Origin of the sequence: Pantoea conspicua (assembly GCF_002095315.1) — a bacterium.
GTDB classification, from domain to species: Bacteria; Pseudomonadota; Gammaproteobacteria; order Enterobacterales; family Enterobacteriaceae; genus Pantoea; species Pantoea conspicua.
Genome location: NZ_MLFN01000033.1, coordinates 15,637 through 36,875, shown reverse-complemented (window position 1 = coordinate 36,875; position 21,239 = coordinate 15,637). Strand labels below are relative to the sequence as shown.

Annotated in this window: 16 protein-coding genes and 1 pseudogene; 8 read left to right on the top strand and 9 right to left on the bottom strand. The window is 55.5% G+C overall.

Annotated elements, in window-relative coordinates; translation table 11 throughout:
• Positions 1-161 precede the first annotated feature (161 nt).
• Positions 162-209: a small protein SpfP gene (gene spfP, locus HA41_RS21780; protein ID WP_071892919.1), complete on the top strand. Its 48-nt coding sequence runs from the start codon at positions 162-164 to the stop codon at positions 207-209.
• Positions 210-294: 85 nt separating this feature from the next.
• Here spfP and yihA read toward each other — a convergent pair whose 3' ends face one another.
• Complete coding sequence (yihA, locus tag HA41_RS12495; RefSeq protein ID WP_094121062.1) at positions 295-930, bottom strand: ribosome biogenesis GTP-binding protein YihA/YsxC; 636 nt, start codon at positions 928-930, stop codon at positions 295-297.
• Between the two features lie 551 nt (positions 931-1,481).
• Between yihA and yihI the strand changes: the two are divergent.
• Both yihI and hemN read left to right on the top strand, forming a co-directional pair.
• A pseudogene (gene yihI / locus HA41_RS12490) lies at positions 1,482-2,005 on the top strand (Der GTPase-activating protein YihI).
• Positions 2,006-2,243: 238 nt separating this feature from the next.
• A complete protein-coding gene (gene hemN / locus HA41_RS12480) occupies positions 2,244-3,617 on the top strand; it encodes an oxygen-independent coproporphyrinogen III oxidase (RefSeq protein ID WP_094121060.1) in 1,374 nt (457 codons plus the stop codon).
• Positions 3,618-3,655: 38 nt separating this feature from the next.
• Here hemN and glnG read toward each other — a convergent pair whose 3' ends face one another.
• From glnG to glnA, 3 genes are all read right to left on the bottom strand, one after another.
• Positions 3,656-5,065: a nitrogen regulation protein NR(I) gene (glnG, locus tag HA41_RS12475; protein WP_031377264.1), complete on the bottom strand. Its 1,410-nt coding sequence runs from the start codon at positions 5,063-5,065 to the stop codon at positions 3,656-3,658.
• A 7-nt stretch (positions 5,066-5,072) separates the two neighbouring features.
• Complete coding sequence (gene glnL / locus HA41_RS12470; protein ID WP_094121059.1) at positions 5,073-6,122, bottom strand: nitrogen regulation protein NR(II); 1,050 nt, start codon at positions 6,120-6,122, stop codon at positions 5,073-5,075.
• 138 nt (positions 6,123-6,260) lie between these two features.
• A complete protein-coding gene (gene glnA, locus HA41_RS12465; protein ID WP_031377263.1) occupies positions 6,261-7,670 on the bottom strand; it encodes a glutamate--ammonia ligase in 1,410 nt (469 codons plus the stop codon).
• Between the two features lie 438 nt (positions 7,671-8,108).
• On the opposite strand from glnA, the gene typA reads away from it, so the two are divergent.
• From typA to fabY, 5 genes are all read left to right on the top strand, one after another.
• Positions 8,109-9,932, top strand: coding sequence for a ribosome-dependent GTPase TypA (gene typA / locus HA41_RS12460; RefSeq protein ID WP_046289508.1), 1,824 nt, complete (start codon positions 8,109-8,111; stop codon positions 9,930-9,932).
• Positions 9,933-10,143: 211 nt separating this feature from the next.
• On the top strand, positions 10,144-10,740 hold the full coding sequence (gene yihX / locus HA41_RS12450; RefSeq protein WP_094121057.1) for a glucose-1-phosphatase: 597 nt from the start codon (positions 10,144-10,146) through the stop codon (positions 10,738-10,740).
• Positions 10,741-10,743: 3 nt separating this feature from the next.
• A complete protein-coding gene (locus tag HA41_RS12445) occupies positions 10,744-11,613 on the top strand; it encodes a virulence factor BrkB family protein (protein ID WP_094121056.1) in 870 nt (289 codons plus the stop codon).
• Positions 11,610-12,047, top strand: a complete 438-nt coding sequence (gene dtd, locus HA41_RS12440; protein ID WP_094121055.1) for a D-aminoacyl-tRNA deacylase — start codon at positions 11,610-11,612, stop codon at positions 12,045-12,047. Before HA41_RS12445 ends, dtd begins: the two co-directional genes overlap by 4 nt.
• Before the next feature lie 59 nt (positions 12,048-12,106).
• Positions 12,107-13,054, top strand: a complete 948-nt coding sequence (fabY, locus tag HA41_RS12435) for a fatty acid biosynthesis protein FabY (RefSeq protein WP_046289509.1) — start codon at positions 12,107-12,109, stop codon at positions 13,052-13,054.
• Positions 13,055-13,086: 32 nt separating this feature from the next.
• Here the strand turns inward: fabY and HA41_RS12430 are convergent, their stop codons facing one another.
• From HA41_RS12430 to spoT, 5 genes are all read right to left on the bottom strand, one after another.
• A complete protein-coding gene (locus HA41_RS12430; RefSeq protein ID WP_094121054.1) occupies positions 13,087-14,766 on the bottom strand; it encodes an AsmA family protein in 1,680 nt (559 codons plus the stop codon).
• Between the two features lie 118 nt (positions 14,767-14,884).
• Entirely contained in the window at positions 14,885-16,258 is a 1,374-nt protein-coding gene (locus HA41_RS12425; protein WP_094121053.1) for a nucleobase:cation symporter-2 family protein, read from the bottom strand.
• A gap of 89 nt (positions 16,259-16,347) precedes the next feature.
• Positions 16,348-18,426 (bottom strand): ATP-dependent DNA helicase RecG, encoded by a 2,079-nt coding sequence (recG, locus tag HA41_RS12420; protein WP_094121052.1) that lies wholly within the window; start codon positions 18,424-18,426, stop codon positions 16,348-16,350.
• Positions 18,423-19,124 carry a tRNA (guanosine(18)-2'-O)-methyltransferase TrmH gene (gene trmH, locus HA41_RS12415; RefSeq protein ID WP_094121051.1) on the bottom strand — a complete coding sequence of 234 codons (702 nt, stop codon included), beginning with the start codon at positions 19,122-19,124 and terminating at the stop codon, positions 18,423-18,425. The genes recG and trmH overlap by 4 nt, the downstream gene beginning before the upstream one ends.
• 3 nt (positions 19,125-19,127) lie before the next feature.
• The gene (spoT, locus tag HA41_RS12410) at positions 19,128-21,233 is read right to left on the bottom strand and encodes a bifunctional GTP diphosphokinase/guanosine-3',5'-bis pyrophosphate 3'-pyrophosphohydrolase (RefSeq protein ID WP_094121050.1); all 2,106 of its coding nucleotides are present in this window, start codon (positions 21,231-21,233) and stop codon (positions 19,128-19,130) included.
• Between the last annotated feature and the right edge of the window lie 6 nt (positions 21,234-21,239).

Here is a 21,239-nt window from a genome sequence, read left to right as displayed (position 1 = left end):
CTATCGGCTAAGCACTTTTTACGTCATTAAACTACATCACAACGCTATTTTTGTGACGTACATGGTAAAAAAAGGCTGGATTGATGTAAGTAAGCAACAAAAAAGCCTTTGTGGCTCAGAAAAAATCAGGTAAAGTTCGAGGCGTAGGGTACAGAGGTAAGATGTTCTATCTTTCAGACCTTTTACTTCACGTAATCGGATTTGGCTGAATTTAGCCGCCCCAGTCATTCTGTGACTGGGGCGTTTTTTATTGGGCTTTTGCTGAACGTAACGGGCGGGCTGTTGCGGGATTGCTTACTCTTCTTCGCCCTGATCGTCGCGTGCAGGCTCCAGATTACTGAACCAGCCATCCAGCTTCTGACGCACTTTATCCACGCCAATCTTCTTCAACGACGAAAAGAGTTCGACCTGCACATCCCCCATAAAGGCCAGTGAGGCTTCACGTACCATCGTCAGTTGCGCTTTACGGGCGCCTGAGGCGAGCTTATCAGCTTTGGTCAGCAACAGCAGTACCGGGATGCTGCTTTCCACAGCCCACTGAATCATCTGCTGGTCCAGGTCTTTAAGCGGATGGCGGATATCCATCAATACCACCAGGCCCTTCAGCGCCTGCCGTTTTTGCAGATACTCACCTAATGCACGTTGCCATTTCAGCTTCATCTCTTCCGGGACTTCGGCATAGCCGTAACCGGGCAGATCGACCAGGCGTTTACCTTCCGTCACTTCAAACAGGTTAATCAACTGAGTACGGCCAGGCGTTTTACTGGTACGCGCCAGGCTTTTCTGGTTGGTTAAGGTGTTCAGCGCGCTGGATTTACCGGCGTTAGAGCGGCCAGCAAAGGCGACTTCAATACCGGTATCGGCAGGAAGATGGCGGATATCCGGCGCGCTCAGGACAAAATGGGTTACGTGATAATTCAATTCAGACAATGTGACACTCCAGAAAACGCATTAAGGCAATGTCGCCGATTATACGCGTTATGGCGCGAAAGTGCTCAACCGCTTGGCGATGGCGGCTTTTGTAAGAGATTTGCCATAGACGTTGCCCGTTATGTCGTTTTTTACTTTAATTACTAAAAATAAAAATTGATATTATTCATTTATTTATCAATAAGTGGTCTTTTTTTGCAGCAACTACTCTTGCCGCTGACTTGAGGCTTTTACCAATTGGTCTACATTAGTGTGCAGTGCACGGCAGCATACATCAGGATGATGCGCTCAGGGATGTCAGGAAGGCAAAGAGCGAGGGTGTGGAAATGGTCAGGGATGTGGGACCAGACAAGGACAGGGAATAGCTCAGGAGATGAGCAGGCGCAGGATTGACCGGGATGTTGTGAGCCGAAAAGGATTTAAAACATGATTCCTTCTTATGAAGGTATGAAATAAGGCGACAGCTTGAGCTGTCGCCTTTTTTCTTTGGCTACTTTCTGCTAGATTTCGCCGCAATTCTATACTGAATAAAAAAGCCGGGACTGAACACTATGAAGCAACCTGCACGAGCTGCGCACGGCAAACCTGCCGTCAAAGCCAAACGTAAATCGCGTGACGATATTAATAACGAAGCACGCGATCGCAAACGTGATAAAAAGCACCGCGGCCATGCGTCAGGCAGCCGTGCAAATCCGGCCGCAACGGACAACAACGGCGGACGCCAGGCCGGTCAGGCTAAAGATCCACGCATCGGGAGTAAAAAACCGGTGGCTCTGATTGCGGACGGGAAAACCGCAGCCGTTAAGCCAAAGAAAAACGTGGAAAAACCGGCAGCCGGGAAGAAAGTACGCCTGACTCCAGAAGAAGAGCTGGCGAAGCTGGAAAATGATGAGCGTCTGGATGCGTTGCTGGATCGGCTGGAAAATGGCGAAACCCTGTCGGCGGAAGATCAGGCTGGCTGGACGCCGCACTCGATCGTATCGACGAACTGATGGAGCAGTTAGGCATCGCCATGGATGACGGCGATGACGAGCAGGCGGAAGAAGATATGTACCGTCTGCTGAAAGGCAACTAAGCCCATTTGATCGGCATGTGCGTTTCGCGCATGCCGCGCTTCTCAGGTAAACGACAATGTTTTGGCCTGGATCAATTTTCGCGCTGCTGGCGACATGTTATCTGTTGTGGTTATTGTTTAAACTACGTCGCCTGTCGCGCCTGAAGCAACGTTTACGTCGGGTTTCTTCTGCCCGCTCACCTCTCATCCCTTCTTCATCGCGACCTTCTCTAAGACGACGTCACCGGAAGGAGTGAGCATGCCATCGCTGCAAATTGATTGGGACCAGGCGCTGATTGAGAAATACAATTATGCTGGCCCGCGTTATACCTCCTATCCCACCGCGCTGGAGTTTAGCGAGCAATATGGTGAGGCCGATTTCCAGCGTGCGGTAGCGCGCTATCCGGAGCGTCCACTCTCGCTCTATGTTCACATCCCGTTCTGTCATCGTCTTTGTTACTTCTGTGGCTGCAATAAAATAGTGACGCGTCAGCGTCATAAAGCCGATCGTTATCTGGATGTGCTCGAGCAGGAGATCATTCAGCGCGCGCCGCTGTTCCGCCAGCGTCAGGTACGTCAACTACACTGGGGCGGCGGCACGCCGACCTTTCTCGATAAGGCGCAGATAAGCCGGCTGGTGGCATTGCTGAAGCAGCATTTTTCGGTGGCGGACGATGCCGAAATGTCGATCGAAGTGGATCCGCGTGAAATTGAACTGGATGTTATCGATCATCTGCGCGCGCTGGGGTTTAATCGCCTGAGCATGGGCGTGCAGGACTTTAACAAAGCGGTACAGCAACAGGTTAATCGGGTACAGGATGAAGCGGTCATTTTCGGTCTGATGGCGAGGGCGCGTGAACAGGGTTTCAGCTCAACCAGCATCGATCTGATCTACGGTTTGCCGCTACAAACGCCTGAGAGCTTTGCCTATACGCTGCAGCGGGTGCTGGCGCTTAATCCCGACCGGCTGAGCGTATTTAACTATGCCCATCTGCCTGCACTGTTCGCTGCCCAGCGTAAAATCAAAGAGGATGAACTGCCGTCAGCACAACAAAAACTGGATATCCTGCAGCAGACCATCGCCACCCTGACGCAGCAGGGCTACCAGTTCATCGGGATGGATCATTTTGCGAAGCCACAGGATGAACTGGCCATTGCGCAGCGCGAAGGGCAACTGCATCGTAACTTCCAGGGCTACACCACGCAGGGCGACAGCGATTTACTCGGCCTTGGCGTCTCCGCTATCAGCATGATTGGCGACAGCTACGCGCAGAACCAGAAAGTGCTCAATACGTGGTACAGCAGCGTGGAGCAGCAGGGCAATGGCTTGTGGCGCGGTGTGGCGTTAACTGACGATGATTGTCTGCGTCGTGAGGTCATCAAGAGCCTGATCTGCAACTTCGCGCTCGATTTTTCGGCGATTGAAACTCAGTGGGGCATTCGCTTTAGTGACTACTTTGCCGAAGACCTGGCGCTGCTGAAACCGTTAATCGCGGATGGGCTGGTGGTGCAAACGGCGACGGGCTTGCAGGTGACGGGTGTGGGGCGCTTGCTGATCCGCAATATCTGTATGTGCTTTGATCGCTACCTGCGTCAGAAAGCGCGTCAGCAGCAATTCTCCCGGGTGATCTGAATCGACGGGCTGAGTCTCCCCAGCCCGTATCAGCGGCCTTATTCCATGCCCAGCTCTTTCAGCTTGCGCGTCAGCGTGTTGCGTCCCCAACCCAGTAACCGGGCGGCTTCCTGCTTATGACCCTGCGTATGGCGCAGGGCGGTAGTCAGCAGCGTGCGCTCCATCTCTGGTTGCGCTTCTGACAACAGATTCTGATGACCGGAACGCAGCGCGCGATCGGCCCACTGCGCCAGCAGCGTGGCCCAGCTATCCGGCAGCGACTGCACCGGATTTTCCGGCGTGCTGGATTCAAACAGTTCGGCCGGCAGATCCTGAATCAACACTTCCTGACCAGCCGCCATCACTGTTAACCAGCGACAGGTATTCTCCAGCTGACGCACGTTACCGGACCAGTGCAGGCGGGTAAGCGCCGCTTCGGTTTCCGGATGCAGGATTTTCGCCTCTACACCCAGCTCACGGGCAGCAACCTGCAGGAAGTAACGCGCCAGCCGTGGAATATCCTCACGACGCTCACGTAGTGGTGGCAGATGCACACGTATAACATTCAGGCGGTGAAACAGATCCTCACGGAACTTGCCTTCCTGCACCCGCAATTCCAGATTCTGATGGGTTGCGGCGATGATACGCACGTCGACTTTGACCGGCGCATAACCGCCAACGCGATAAAACTGTCCATCGGCCAGCACGCGTAACAGACGGGTCTGCACATCGAGCGGCATATCGCCAATCTCATCTAAAAACAGTGTGCCGCCGTCGGCCTGCTCAAAACGACCCTGACGAATCTGGTTAGCACCGGTAAACGCCCCTTTTTCATGGCCGAACAGCTCAGACTCAATCAAATCTTTCGGGATAGCCGCCATGTTCAGCGCGATAAAGGGCGCTTTAGTGCGTGGGCTGTGGCGATGCAGCGCATGGGCCACCAGCTCTTTACCGGTACCGGATTCACCGTTGATCAGCACGCTGATTGAGGATCGTGACAGACGGCCAATGATGCGGAATACATCCTGCATCGCCGGCGCTTCACCAATAATATCCGTGGTCGGTCCGCTGACCGGCTGATTACGCGGCTGCTGCTGCTCCTGATAGTGACTGATGGCGCGCTCAACCAGCGCAACCGCTTCATCAATATCGAAGGGCTTAGGCAGGTAATCAAAGGCCCCTTGCTGGTAGGCGCTGACCGCCGCATCCAGATCGGAGTGGGCGGTCATTATGATGACCGGGAGCATCGGGTGGCGCTGTTTAATCTGCTTCAGCAGCGCCAGACCGTCCATACCGGGCATGCGAATGTCTGATAATAAAACGTCCGGGGTTTTAGTCGAGAGTGCATCCAGCACCTCTTTAGCGCTGTCAAAGGTGGCGCAGCTTAAACCGGCTCCAGTGAGCGCGCGTTCAAGCACCCAGCGGATGGAGCTATCGTCATCGACGATCCAGACTATCCCTCGTTGCATAGAAACCTCACTGGCGAATGGGCAGGTAAACCGAGAATTCGGTGTGTCCCGGCCAACTGTTAAATTCTATTTTTCCTGAATGCTGATCAATCAGGCTACGGGCGATGGAGAGGCCTAAACCGGTTCCGCCTTCACGGCCGCTGACCATCGGATAAAACAGCGTATCCTGCAGCTGGGCGGGAATGCCGGGGCCATCATCTTCAATATCAATCCGTGCCACCAGACGGTAACGGGTGCCGTGCAGCGTTAACTGAAACGCAGTACGGGTACGAATCACAATGGTGCCACCGCCGTCGCCCAACGCCTGCAGCGCGTTGCGTACCACGTTAAGCAGCACCTGTTCAATTTGGTCGGGGTCGTGCGGCAGTTCCGGCAGGCTGGGGTCGTAATCACGCACCAGAGAGACATTATCCGGCAGCTCCATCGACACCAGATTCACTACGCGCTCTGCCACCTGGTGAATGCTTTGGGTGATGTGCATGCCAGGCTGCTGCGGCCCTAACAGACGATCGACCAGGTTTCTCAGCCGGTCGGCCTGCTCAATAATCACTTTGGTATATTCGTTCAGCGACGGATCGGGCAGGGCGCGCGACAACAGCTGTGCAGCACCGCGTAATCCACCCAGCGGATTTTTAATTTCGTGTGCCAGGCCGCGAACCAAATCACGAGCCGCCACCTGCTGGGCATGCTGTAACTGTTCCTGACTGAGGCGACGCTGATTATCCATTGGCGCCATTTCCAGCAGAATTAAGCCATCGGGCAAACGCTGGGCGGTCAGCGACATGATGTGCGCGCGACCATCTACCACCAGCGTGACTTCACTGTCGGTAAATCCCTGACCAGCCTCAAGACTCTCGCGCATCACCTCAATATTCAGCGAAAAATAGCCGATCAGATCCGGTAACGGCGTGCCGAACAATTTACGTGAGCTTTGCGCCAGTAATTGCTGCGCCGCCGGGTTGGCGTAGTGAATAACCAGGTCGTTATCCACCAACAAAATACTGTTGATTAACGCGTTGAGAATCTGCCCTGCATCGGGCAGAGAGCCAGTTGCCATACAGCGTTCCTCTGCACTAAGTTAGTGCATTCTAGTCTTTAAGCCGGAATGAAGGCGAATGAACGGTGAATTCGCGGAGAAAAAAGCCCATCCGGAGATGGGCTGAAAGTTTCCACGGCAACAAAAATGTCTGACCAATTAAACGCTGTAGTAAAGCTCGAACTCTACCGGGTGTGGCGTCATGCGAACGCGGTCCAGTTCTGCTTTACGCAGTTCGATGTAAGCATCGATGGTTTCGTCGGTGAACACGCCGCCACGAGTCAGGAACTCGCGGTCTTCGTTCAGAGCGTTCAGCGCTTCTTCCAGCGAGCCAGCAACTTTTGGAATCTCAGCTTCTTCTTCCGGTGGCAGGTCATACAGGTTTTTATCCATCGCATCGCCAGGATGGATCTTGTTGATGATACCGTCGAGGCCAGCCATCAGCAGCGCGGTGAACGCCAGGTATGGGTTAGCCGCTGGGTCCGGGAAGCGCGCTTCGATACGACGGGCTTTCGGGCTGGCAACAACCGGGATACGGATTGAGGCTGAACGGTTACGGGCGGAATAGGCCAGCATAACCGGGGCTTCATAACCTGGGACCAGACGCTTGTAAGAGTTGGTGGTCGGGTTCGCCAGGGCGTTGATCGCTTTGGCGTGCTTGATGATACCGCCGATGTAGAACAGTGCCATTTCAGACAGGCCGCCGTATTTGTCACCGGAGAACAGGTTCTGGCCACCTTTAGAGAGTGACATATGGCAGTGCATACCTGAACCGTTGTCGCCAAACATAGGCTTCGGCATAAAGGTCGCGGTTTTGCCGTAGGCGTGCGCCACGTTGTGCACGACATATTTGTAGATCTGAATTTCGTCAGCTTTTTTGGTCATGGTGTTGAAGCGGGTTGCCACTTCGTTCTGACCCGCCGTCGCCACTTCGTGGTGATGTGCTTCAACCACCAGGCCCATCTGCTCCATGGTCAGACACATGGCAGAACGGATGTCCTGTGATGAGTCAACCGGTGGCACCGGGAAGTAGCCGCCTTTCAGACCTGGACGGTGACCTTTGTTGCCGCCTTCGTACTCTTTGCCGGTGTTCCAGGCTGCTTCGATATCATCGATAGCCACGTGTGAACCGGAGGTCGATGAACCGAAACGGATGTCGTCGAACAGGAAGAATTCAGGCTCTGGCCCAAACAGCACGGTATCAGCAATGCCGGATGAGCGCAGGAAATCTTCAGCGCGCTTGGCAATTGAGCGTGGGTCACGGTCGTAGCCCTGCATGGTGCCTGGCTCGAGAATGTCACAACGGATGATCAGCGTAGAATCTTCAAAGAAAGGATCCATCACCGCCGTGGTCGCGTCAGGCATCAGTACCATGTCTGATTCGTTAATGCCTTTCCAGCCACCGATGGAGGAGCCATCGAACATTTTGCCTTCTTCGAAGAAGTCAGCGTTAACCTGATGAGCAGGGATAGTAACGTGCTGTTCTTTACCTTTGGTATCGGTAAAACGCAGGTCAACAAACTTAACTTCATGCTCGTTCATCATCGAGAGAACGTGTTCAGCGGACATACTCAACTCTCCTGGAAATGGTCTTTCATTATCTACATGGCGAGGAAACGTCGTTTCCGGGATACGTTGCGGGAAAACAACTCCCTGCCCAACTTTTTCCGGCACGCTCTTCAACCGACATCTGACTGGCGTTTACGCTTGTATTAGACAAAGCGAATTCTGTGCCAACTTTTTTGATGTTGCTTAAATCGCCTTGTGGTGCACCTTTTTGTCATAAAGCGGCTGCACCACGATGGTTTTATTGCACCATGGTGGTGCTTATCGGTCATCGGGTGGCACTACTTTGGTGCATCAGACCAACTTAGTGCATTTTCTGCACCGGTAACAGGGCAAAATGGCGTCCATGCAATAAACTTTCAGTGAAAAGTGTGATCATGTTCAGTCTTCCGCTTAATCAGTGTACAATAACGCGCTATTTCTAATGCCTGAGGCAAAGCTGTGATCGAAAATTTGCGTAACATCGCCATCATCGCGCACGTTGACCATGGAAAGACCACCCTGGTTGACAAACTGCTGCAACAATCCGGTACTTTTGATGCCCGTACCGAAGCAACCGAGCGCGTGATGGACTCCAATGATTTGGAGAAAGAGCGTGGGATTACCATCCTCGCAAAAAACACTGCCATTAAGTGGAACGACTACCGTATCAACATCGTTGATACCCCAGGACACGCCGACTTCGGTGGTGAAGTTGAGCGCGTCATGTCCATGGTGGACTCGGTGCTGCTGGTTGTAGATGCGATGGATGGCCCTATGCCGCAAACCCGCTTCGTGACCAAAAAAGCGTTCGCGCATGGTCTGAAGCCGATTGTGGTTATCAACAAAGTAGACCGCCCAGGTGCGCGTCCGGATTGGGTTGTGGATCAGGTATTTGACCTGTTCGTTAACCTGGATGCTACCGATGAGCAGCTCGACTTCCCTATCATTTTTGCCTCTGCGCTGAATGGTATTGCAGGTCTTGAGCACACCGACATGGCTGACGATATGACGCCACTGTATCAGGCGATCGTTGACCACGTTTCTCCACCACAGGTTGAAGCTGAAGCGCCACTGCAGATGCAAATCTCGCAGCTGGACTACAACAACTACCTGGGTGTTATCGGCATCGGCCGCATCAAACGCGGTAAAGTGAAGCCTAACCAGCAAGTCACTATCATCGATAGCGAAGGCAAAACCCGTAACGGTAAAGTCGGCAAAGTTCTGACTCACCTGGGTCTGGAGCGTATCGACAGCGATCTGGCAGAAGCGGGTGATATCATTGCTATCACCGGTCTGGGCGAGCTGAACATCTCTGACACCATCTGTGATCCACAGAACGTGCAGGCGTTGCCAGCACTGAGCGTCGATGAGCCAACAGTAACCATGTTCTTTAACGTCAACACCTCACCGTTCTGCGGTAAAGAAGGTAAGTACGTGACCTCACGTCAGATCCTTGAGCGTCTGAACAAAGAACTGGTTCACAACGTGGCACTGCGCGTTGAAGAAACCGAAGATGCTGACGCGTTCCGCGTATCAGGTCGTGGTGAACTGCACCTCTCTGTTCTGATTGAAAACATGCGTCGTGAAGGTTTCGAACTGGCGGTATCCCGTCCGAAAGTTATCTTCCGCGAAATCGATGGCCGTAAACAGGAGCCATTCGAGAATGTGACGCTGGATATCGAAGAGAACAACCAGGGTTCAGTCATGCAAGCCATGGGTGAGCGTAAGGGCGATCTGAAAAACATGGATCCGGATGGCAAAGGCCGCGTACGTCTCGACTACGTGATCCCAAGCCGTGGCCTGATCGGCTTCCGTAATGAATTCATGACCATGACGTCGGGTACCGGTCTGCTCTACTCCACCTTCAGCCACTACGACGACATTCGTCCGGGCGAAGTGGGCCAGCGTCAGAACGGCGTACTGATCTCTAACGGTCAGGGTAAAGCAGTTGCGTTTGCACTGTTCGGCCTGCAGGACCGCGGTAAGCTGTTCCTGGGTCACGGTGCGGAAGTGTATGAAGGCCAGATCATCGGTATTCACAGCCGCTCTAACGACCTGACAGTTAACTGTCTGACCGGTAAGAAGCTGACCAACATGCGTGCTTCCGGTACGGATGAAGCGACCACTCTGGTGCCGCCAATCAAGATGACCCTTGAGCAGGCGATCGAGTTCATCGATGATGACGAACTGGTAGAAGTCACGCCACAGTCCGTGCGTATCCGTAAACGTCACCTGACTGAAAACGACCGTAAACGTGCTTCACGTGGTCCTAAAGACGCGTAATCCGCGCCGCTAATCGATGAAAAGCCCCGTTATCGGGGCTTTTTTTTGCCTGTAATTCCGATCCTGTACCACCAGGCCAGCGATGAGTAGGGTCCCAACGCGCGCGTCTCGCACGGCAGTTGCCGTTTCCGCTTTTCTCTCCGGGGTTATCTGTTCAGTCCGCCCTTTTGCCGCTAGAGTGAATACTCCAGGGAACAGAAGGAGGCGCACCATGTTGTACATTTTTGATTTGGGCAATGTGATCATTGATATCGATTTTAACCGCGTGTTAGGTGTCTGGAGTGACCTTAGCCGCGTGCCGCTGGCGTCATTGCAAAGCCATTTTGTGATGGATGAAGCCTTTGAACAGCACGAGCGGGGCGAGATCAGCGATGAAGATTTCGCGTTAGCGCTGTGTGAAAAGCTGGAGATCGCCCTGAGCTATGAGCAGTTCACCGCAGGCTGGCAGGCGGTGTTTGTTGACGTGCGGCCTGAAATACTGGCGCTGATGAACCGGCTGCGGCTGGAGGGTCATCGGGTGGTGATCCTCTCCAATACCAACAAGCTGCACTGCGCCTTCTGGCCGACCCAGTATCCGGATGTGCAGCAGGCGGCGGATGCGCTTTACCTGTCGCAGGAACTGGGGATGCGTAAGCCGGAAGCGCGAATCTATCAGCATGTGCTGGAGGCGGAAGGCATTAGTGCCGATCAGGCGGTTTTCTTTGACGATAACCAGCAGAATATTGACGCGGCACGCGCGCTGGGCATTGAAAGCGTGCTGGTTACTGACAACAAAACGGTGCCTGACTGGTTCGCAGGTCAGCATTAAACCATGACGTCACGTAAATTTCGTCCCGGGCTACAGGCGTTCTGGCTGTGGCTCAAACTGTTATGGAAGCGGGTTGATGAAGATGGCATGACGACTCAGGCCGGCAATCTGGCTTTCGTCTCATTACTGGCGCTGGTGCCGCTTATCGCGGTGGTGTTTGCGTTGTTTGCAGCTTTCCCGGTCTTCTCCGACATCAGTGTGCAGCTAAAGCAGTTCATCTTTACCAACCTGATGCCGGCTGCGGGTAATACGCTGCAACGCTATCTTGAGCAGTTTGTTGCCAACGTTAACCGCATGACCGCAGTCGGTGCGGTCGGTCTGATCGTCACGGCGTTACTGCTGATGCATTCGGTCGACACTGCACTGAATACCATCTGGCGCAGCAACAAGAAGCGGCCGATGGTCTATTCGTTTGCGGTTTACTGGATGATCCTGACACTCGGTCCCTTGCTGGCCGGTGCCAGCCTGGCCATCAGTTCGTATCTGCTGTCGCTGCGCTGGATAAACGCCACCGGCGTGACCAGCCTGGTCGATCAGATACTGCGCATCTTCCCGCTGCTGCTCTCCTGGTTCGCCTTCTGGCTGCTCTACAGCATTGTTCCCACCCAGCGGGTACCGCCGCGCGATGCACTGATTGGCGCGCTGGTGGCGGGCGCGCTGTTTGAGCTGGGTAAAAAGGGCTTCGCGCTCTATGTTACGATGTTTCCCTCTTATCAGCTGATCTACGGCGTACTGGCCGTGATCCCGATTCTGTTTCTCTGGGTCTACTGGACCTGGTGTATTGTGTTGTTAGGCGCTGAAATTACTGTCGCATTAGCGGACTATCGCCAGTTAAAACAACAGCACAGAGAAAATGAACGTGAGGAAACATGATTGCATTGATTCAACGCGTGCAGCGCGCCAGCGTCAGCGTCGATCAGATAGTGACAGGCGAAATCGGTAGCGGATTACTGGTGTTGCTGGGTGTGGAAAAAGGTGATGACGCACAGCGTGCGGAGCGTCTCGCAGAACGTGTGCTGGGTTATCGCATCTTCAGTGATGAACAGGGCAAAATGAACCTGAGCGTCAAACAGGCAGGCGGCAGCCTGCTGGTGGTGTCGCAGTTTACCCTGGCGGCAGATACCAAAAAGGGCATGCGTCCCTCGTTTTCCGGCGGCGCGGAACCGGCGGAAGCTGAACGTCTGTATGAGTATTTCAGCGATTGCTGTCGTCGGCAGGGTATCAAAACTGAGAATGGCCGCTTTGCGGCGGATATGCAGGTCGCGCTGGTGAATGATGGTCCTGTAACCTTCTGGTTGCAGGTGTGAGATCGTCAGCCGAGCGGCAAGGGATAAGCCACGCAAGCTCCGAACGAGAGAAACATTTTATGTATCATCTTCGCGTGCCACAGACGGCGGAAGAGCTGGATATCTATTATCAGTTCCGCTGGGAAATGCTACGAAAACCTCTGCGTCAGCCGCAGGGTTCTGAACGTGACGCCTGGGATGCCTTAGCGCATCATCAGATGGTGGTGGATGAACAGGGACAGCCGGTCGCGGTAGGGCGACTGTATATCAATGCCGACAACGAAGCGGCGATTCGCTTTATGGCAGTCCATCCTTCGGTACAGGGCAAAGGCCTGGGGACGCTGGTGGCGATGACGCTGGAGTCGGTGGCGCGTCAGGAAGGTGCCAAGCGCGTCACCTGTAGCGCGCGCGAAGATGCCGTCGCCTTTTTTGCCAAACTGGGTTACGTCAACCAGGGTGAAATTACCGCGCCACAGACCACGCCGGTTCGTCACTTTCTGATGATCAAGCCAGTGGTCACGCTTGACGATATCCTGCACCGTGCCGACTGGTGCGGTCAGCTACAGCAGGCCTGGTACGCGCATATCCCGCTCAGTGAGAAGATGGGGGTACGCATCCTGCAGTATACCGGCCAGAAATTTATCACCACCATGCCGGAGGCGGGCAATCAGAACCCGCATCAGACACTCTTTGCGGGCAGCCTGTTCTCTCTGGCGACGCTGACCGGCTGGGGATTAATCTGGCTGTTGCTGCGTGAGCGTCATCTTGGCGGCACCATTATTCTGGCCGATGCGCATATTCGTTACAGCCAGCCTATCAGCGGTCGGCCAGGTGCCATCGCCGATCTGGGTTCATTAAGCGGCGATCTCGATCGTCTGGCGCGTGGCCGTAAGGCGCGCGTGCAGCTCGAAGTTGAACTGTTCGGGGATGAAGAGCGTGGGGCAGTATTTGAAGGGGTCTATATCGTGCTGCCCGCCGATCCTGACGGACCGCTGGAAGAAGGCGGCTCGGGCGCGCGCATTAACTGATGATCAGGGCCGGTAAAACCGGCCCTGATGCGTTATCGAACCTCTCCGGCCTGCAGGGTCTGCTGCAACTGCTGGCTGTCGGTGGTCACTGACAAACTGCCATTGGCGGTCGGACGCAGTGGCTGACCGGCTTTTAACGCGGCGTTCAGCTGCAACTGCAGGTTGCTGTCACCGGTTAGCGGCAGCACCGGCCATCCCCAGTTCTGTAACACATTCACCGGCACGGCACGACCTGTCAGCTGCAACGTCAGCGGACGCTCGGGCTGCTGGCCGACCGTTGCACGTCCTTCCAGCAAGCCTTTGCCACTGAACGCGCTCAGTTCTGTCACCTGAATCTGCTGTGGGTCGGCATTCAGTGCAATCGAAGGATGGCGCAAATCGGTGCGGTTAAAGGTCGACTCCGCTGCATTCAGGCTTAGCTTACCGGACCAGATCCCCCACTGATGCTGACGAACCAGCAGCAGATTTTCACCGGTGCCATCCAGCGATGTCAGCTGGAAAGGGAATGCCGGATTAATATCGATAATCAGATTACGGTTTGAGGTAAAACGCGTCACCATCACGCTGTCGAGCCAGGCGGGTAACGCAGACTGCCAGCGATCGCGCCAGTCCTGCGGCAGAGTATATTCCAGCCCGGCGACCGCCAGGTTTTTCAGCGTCAGGCGTTTATCGGCGCGCGACCAGTCGCCTTCTGCCCGAATCACGCCGTTGGCCCAGCGTGAACTGAACTGCGTCAGCGCGATGCCTTGCGGAGAGAAGTCCAGATTGACGATTGGATCGTTCAGCTCCAGCCCGCCGTTAATAAAGTTACTGGCGTTCATGGCCAGCGAGCCGTCGTTGCTCTGCCAGTCATCGCCCTGCCAGTTAAGGTTACGCAGGGTCAGATCAAGATCGGTCACCGCCCAGTCAGGCCCCTGCAGGCGTGCATCGGTCACATCCAGCCGGGTAATGGCAATCGACGGCACCGCCTGCACATTACGCAGAAAGTCTTTCAGGCTGCTGGCGGTCTGCAGACGAATATCATTCAGCCGCAGCTGGTTAATCTTCCAGTTGCCCTGCGCATCACGCTCACCGTTGCCGGTCATTGAGCCGCGAGCCAGATCGGCACCGACATTATTGAAAACCATCCGTCCCTGCGAGACGTTTCCCTGTATCAGCACATTCTCACCGGGCACCTTATTCAGCGTCATGCTGGCGGCACTCATCTGGAAATGGGCATCCTGGCCCAGCATATTGCTGGCGATCGGTTTCCACGGCAGGATCCCGCCGTTTACCTGCTGAGCGAACAGCGGCAGCGCACTGTTGGGGCTTTCGATATGCATGTTGTTGAGTTGCAGACGCTGAGCCTGAATCGGTAGCGCGCTTGATGGCGTCAGGTTGGCCAGGTTGACTTCGCCGTCACGCAACTCGATGCTGCTGAAGTGCAGCGGATCGCTGAACTGCACCAGCGCCAGGCCGAGATCGACGCGCTTTGCCACCAGCACCGCTGGCTGACCATCGTGACCGAAGCTGAAGTCATCAAGGATGACATGCGAGGGAGAGGAGAAGTTATGCTCAATTTTACTCAGAGAGAGATGCCACTCTGTTTTGTCGCTCACCCATCGGCTAAACCAGCCTGCACCCCATTGCGTTTGCAGCAGCACATAGATTACCACCAGGGTGAATAGCAGCAGCAAAAGTAAGGTGAGGAAAAACTTTCCAAGAAATTTCATAGCATCCTTCCCGAGTTAAATCCGGTGAGAGGTTGTTATGCCTGAATTACCGTTACAGCTCAACAGCCTGGATGTAAATCCGACTAAATAGCAGACGGGCCGGAGCCCGTCGCTCGCCTTACTTCTCCTGCGGGAAAATCAGGTTCAGCACGATAGCGGTAATTCCTCCCGCCGCGATGCCGGAAGAGAGCAGGGTTTTTAGCCATTCAGGTGCGAATTGCAGAATCAGCGGCTGCTGCGAGACACCCAGCCCGACCGCCAGCGACAGCGCGATGATCATGATGGCGCGGCGGTTCAGCGGCTCGCGCGACACGATGCGCACCCCGGAGGCGGCAATCGTCCCGAACATCACAATAGTGGCACCGCCCAGCACCGGCTCAGGAATGAGCTGCACCAGTCCGCTGACCGCCGGGAACAGCCCCAGCACAATCAGCATCAGGGCCACCACAAAGCCCACGTAGCGGCTGGCGACACCAGTGAGCTGGATCACGCCGTTATTCTGGCCGAAGCAGGAGTTAGGAAAGGTATTGAACAGCGCAGAGACAAACGAATTGAGGCCGTTAGCCAGCACGCCGCCCTTCAGGCGTTTCATATAAAGCGGACCGCTCACTGGCTGCTCTGAGACATCGGACGTTGCGGTAATGTCGCCAATGGTTTCCAGCGAGGTCACCATAAACACCAGCATCAGCGGAACCAGCAGGTTCCAGTCGAAGCCCAGCCCGTAATAGAGCGGCGTCGGCACCGCAATCAGCGGCTGATCGGCTGGCGCGGTGGCGGCGGGTAACATATCCAGTGCCCAGGCCAGCAGATAGCCGACCGCCATCGCGATCACCAGTGAAGCGACGCGCAGATAGGGATTTTTCTGGCGGTTCAGCAGCACAATCACCAGCAGCACCGCGCCGGCCAGCAACAGATTTTTCGGTGCGCCAAAACTGTGGTCGGCGATGGCGGCAAAGCCGCCGCCGATCGACGTCAGTCCGACCTGAATCAGCGACAGACCGATAATCATCACCACGATGCCCGAGACCAGCGGCGTAATGATGCGGCGCGCCAGATGCAGCACGCGTGACAGCACCATCTCAGTACAGGAGGCGACCATCAGGGTGCCGAACAGCGCCGCCATCATGGTGGGCACATCGGCACCGCCATTTTTCAGCGCCATCCCGCCCATAATCAGTGGTGTAACGAAGTTAAAGCTGGTGCCCTGAATCGATAACAGGCCTGAACCGACCGGACCCCAGGTTTTAATCTGCAGAATCGATGCCACGCCCGACGCGAACAACGACATGCTGATGATGTGCTGCGTATCCTGTGCGGGCAGGCCCAGCGCCTGGCAAATCAGCAGCGCAGGGGTAATCACCGCCACAAACATGGCTAACAGGTGCTGACCGGCGGCAAACAGCGTTTGCGGCAACGGTGGGCGATCTTCAAGACGATAAATCAGTTCACTGTGGCGAGTGGCGGGTTGTTCTGGCTGCGGATTGGTGGACATCTTCTACTGTTCCCGAAAAATGGTGTGGCGATTGTAATCATCCGTCGGCTAAAAGCAATCGTTTGCCCGGCGAGGATCAAAAAGGCCGATCAGACGTTGGTATAACGGGTGTTCTCCGGCAGCCAGCGTTCAATCAGGGCGCTGGCCTGCTCGGGATAGTGCTGGTGGATATGTCGTGCCACGCGCTGCACTTCAGGCACCATTGCCTGATCGCGTAATAAATCTGCCACTTTGAACTCGGCATTACCGGTCTGGCGGGTGCCCAGCAGCTCGCCTGGCCCGCGGATCTCCAGGTCAAATTGCGCAATCACGAAGCCGTCATTGCTGTCGCGCAACACCTGCAAACGCTTCTGGGCGGTTTTACTGAGCGGCGCTTTGTAGAGCAGTACACAGTGTGAAGCGACCGCGCCACGACCAACCCGTCCGCGTAGCTGATGCAACTGCGCCAGTCCTAAGCGTTCCGGGTTTTCAATAATCATCAGGCTGGCATTGGGTACGTCGACGCCCACTTCAATCACCGTAGTCGCCACCAGCAACTGCAGCTGGCTGGCTTTAAACGCCTGCATCACCGCCTGTTTTTCAGCCGGCTTCATCCGGCCGTGTACCAGGCCGATATTGAGATCGGGCAGCGCCGTTTTCAGTGCTTCCCAGCTGGCTTCCGCCGCCTGCGCTTCCAGCAGGTCAGACTCTTCAATCAGCGTACAGACCCAGTACGCCTGACGCCCTTCGCGACAGGCATGTTCAACCCGCGCAATGATCTCATCGCGTCGGGTATCGGGAATGGCGACCGTAGTGACCGGCGTGCGGCCCGGTGGCAGCTCGTCAATGGTCGAGGTATCGAGATCGGCATAAGCGGTCATCGCCAGGGTGCGGGGGATCGGCGTTGCCGTCATGATCAACTGATGCGGATGGAAACCTTGTTCCTCGCCCTTTTCCCACAGCGCCAGCCGCTGATGGACGCCAAAACGGTGCTGCTCATCGATAATCACCAGCGCCAGGCCGTTAAACTGCACCTGCTCCTGGAATAGCGCATGGGTACCGACCACCATCGCAACCTGACCGCTGGCAATGGCCTCCTGCTGCGCCTGACGCGCTTTGCCTTTCTGTTTTCCAGCCAGCCAGCCGACTTCAATCCCCAGCGGCGCAAACCATTGACGGAAATTACTGGCGTGCTGTTCAGCCAGCAGTTCAGTGGGTGCCATCAGCGCGACCTGTTTTCCGTACGCAATCACATTCAGCGCCGATAGCGCCGCCACCAGCGTTTTACCGGAACCCACATCACCCTGCACCAGCCGCATCATCGGGAAGTCATTCGCCAGATCATGCTCTATCTCCGCCACTACCCGCTTCTGCGCACCGGTAGGCGAGAAGGGCAGTGCCGCCAGCAATTGATCGCTCAGGTTGTGGCGGGGCGGCATCGGCAAGGCGTAATAACGCTGCGCACCGGCGCGCACCGCCAGCATACTCAGGTTATGTGCCAGCAGCTCTTCCAGAATCAGACGACGCTGCGCCGGATGACGACCGCTCTCCAGCTCGCTGAGTTTGAGATCGGGTGGTGGACGATGCAGAGTCCGCAACGCTTCGGGCAGGCTGATTAAACCGCCGCTTAGCTCCTGCGGCAACAGTTCCGCAATCGGGCAGCTCTCCAGCAGCGTCAGCGCCTGATCGGTGAGGTTACGCAGCGTAGCCTGACGGATGCCTTCGGTGGTGGGATAGACTGGCGTCAGCGTCTCTTCAAGCGCCACATTGCTGTGTTCGCCCTGGATACGGTACTCAGGATGAATGATCTCGGCGCCGCGCTGACCACGTTTAATTTCACCGTAGGCGGTAACGCGGCGACCTGGCGCCAGGCTGTTTTTCATGCCGGCGTTGAAGTTGAAGAAGCGCATTGTCAGCACGCCGCTGCCATCGCTGATCTGACACACCATCATCCGGCGGCGGCCAAAAGTGATTTCGGAATGCAGCACTTCACCTTCTACGGTGGCCCAGATACCGGGCAGCAGATCATCAATGGCGTAAAGTTGAGTACGATCTTCATAACGCAGCGGGAGATGGAGCAGCAGGTCCTGAATGGTGTGCAGGCCAATTTTGGCCAGCTTTGCCGCCTGGCTGGCACCGACGCCGGTCAGGGTACTGAGCGGAATGGCATCCAGCAGACGTCCTTTCATCTTTTACTTTTACCAGTCGACTGCATGGTGGCCCACCAGCTGGCGTCAGCCTCGACCTCGCCCAGGGCGTTGATGCGCGGATAGGGCAGGCCTTTCTGCCGCGCGACGCGCGCCAGTACCGGGAACCCCCCTTCGAACAGCAGACGCTGCTGTTCATCCTCATCCAGCAGGCTGTAATCACGCTGGTAAAGGCCGGCATTCTGCCGTTGTCGCTGGGCTTCATACAGGATCAGGGCGGAAGCAACCGAGACGTTCAGCGACTGCACCATACCGACCATCGGAATGATAATTTCCTGATCGGCCAGCGCCAGGGCTTCATCGGTAATGCCGGTTTTTTCCTGTCCCATCAGGATGCAGGTCGGGCGGGTATAATCAATCTCGCGGAAATCGACGGCCTCAGCTGACAGATGGGTGGCTAACACCTGCATCTTCTGCTGTTTAAGCTGTGTCACGGCGTCGCCGATAGTGCGATGCGTCACCACCTTGACCCAACTGTTGCTGCCAGCCGAGGCGGACGCCTGGGTGCGCATCCGCTGGCTTGGCCAGACGGCGTGGACTTCGTGGATACCCACTGCATCGGCGGTGCGGATCACTGCGGAGACGTTGTGCGGTTTATGCACCTGTTCCATGCAGACCGTGAGATCGTGCTGACGCAGCGCCAGCATCGTCTGAATTCGGGCAAAACGTTGATCGTTCATGCACTAATTACGGTTACGGTGAACTTTGATCACGTCCGGCATCACGCGGATTTTACGCATGATATTGGCCAGATGGACACGATCGCGGGCGGTGAGACGGATGAAGGCGCTGTAAACCCGGCCATCGCGCTCTTCAGTGTTCAGGCTCTGAATGTTAGAACCGGCAGTGTTAATCGCCGCCGTCAGGTTGGCTAACGCACCCTGATGGTTAAACATATCGACCTTAATTTCCGCCACAAACTCCTGCTCAGTCACTTTGTCCCATTCAACCGGCATGAACTTCTCCGGCTCTTTCTGGTAACCGCGAATGTTTCGACAGGATTCATGATGCACCACCAGGCCCTTACCGGGACTGACGTGCGCAACAATCGGATCGCCGGGAATCGGTCGACAGCATTTGGCGAAGGTAATCAGTACGCCATCGGCGCCTTTGATGGGCAGCTTGCCGCGTTTGCTATTGCTGATCGCTTTGCTGTCAGCCTGCAGCAGATTTTTCGCCACCACTACGCTCATCGCATTGCCAAGACCAATTTCGGCCAGCAGATCGTCCAGCGAAGTCAGCTTCATGCGATCCAGTTCCTGCCTGATATTCTCAGGCGGGATCTCAGCCAGTTTACGGCTGCCGCCCAGCGCATGGCTCAGCAGGCGACGGCCCAGATTGACCGAGTCTTCGCGTTTGAGATTCTTCAATAGCTGACGAATTTTAGCGCGGGCTTTGGAGCTGACGACAAAGTTAAGCCAGGCGGCGTTAGGACGCGCGCCCGGTGCGGTGATGATCTCAATCGTCTGGCCACTGGTCAGTGATTGCGACAGCGGATAAGGCTGGCGATCGACACGCGCGCCGACGCAGGCATGGCCAATGTCAGTATGCACTGCATAGGCGAAATCCACCGGCGTGGCGCCCGTCGGCAGCTCTACGATACGGCCTTCCGGTGTGAAGACGTAGATCTCATCCGGGAAGAGATCGGATTTCACGCTTTCGATAAATTCAAATGAACTGCCGGCGCTTTGTTGCAGCTCCAGCAGGCTTTGCAGCCAGCGCTGGGCACGAATCTGCGCCGTGGTGCCACTTTCGCCCGCCTGTTTGTAAGCCCAGTGCGCAGCGACCCCCATTTCCGCCATCTGATCCATATCTTCAGTACGAATCTGCACTTCAACCGGCACGCCGTGCGGGCCGATCATCGAGGTATGGAGAGATTGATAGCCGTTGGCTTTGGGGATGGCGATGTAATCTTTGACCCGGCCCGGACGCGGCTTATATAAGCTGTGCATCTGGCCCAGAACGCGATAGCAGGTATCGAGATCTTTCACGATGACGCGAAAGGCATAGATATCCATGATCGAGTGAAAACGCTGCTCTTTCAGCGTCATTTTGCGGTAGATCGAGTAGAGATGCTTTTCACGACCGCTGACGCGGCAGGGAATGCCCGCTTCCTGCAGACGGCCATCGATCTCAGAAAGAATCTTCTGGATCATCTCTTTACGATTACCGCGTGCCGCCTTCACCACCTCTTTGATTACCCGATAACGATTCGGATAAAGGGCTTCGAAACCGAGCTCTTCGAGTTCTGTCTTAAGGTGATGAATACCCAGACGATGCGCCAGTGGGCTGTAAATTTCCAGCGTTTCCAGCGCGATGCGGCGGCGTTTATCGGGACGTAATGCGCCGAGGGTGCGCATGTTATGGGTGCGGTCAGCCAGCTTGATGAGAATGACGCGGATATCCTGCACCATCGCCATAATCATCTTGCGGAAGTTCTCTGCCTGCGCCTCTTTCTTGTCGCGGAATTTCAGCTTATCCAGCTTAGAAACGCCTTCGACCAGCTCCGCTACGCTCTTACCAAACAGCTGTTCCATATCCTGGTAAGTGGCGGGCGTATCTTCGATCACGTCATGCAGCAGCGCGGCCATGAGAGTCTCATGGTCGAGCTTCATTTCCGCCAGAATACAGGCCACGGCTACCGGATGGGTGATATAAGGCTCACCGCTGGAGCGTGTCTGTCCCTCGTGGGCATCACGTGCGACAAGATAAGCCTGCTTGAGGCGCTTGATATGCTCCTCTGGCAGGTATTTTTCAATCAGTTGATTGAGGCTTTCAAACAGATACAAGGGTGA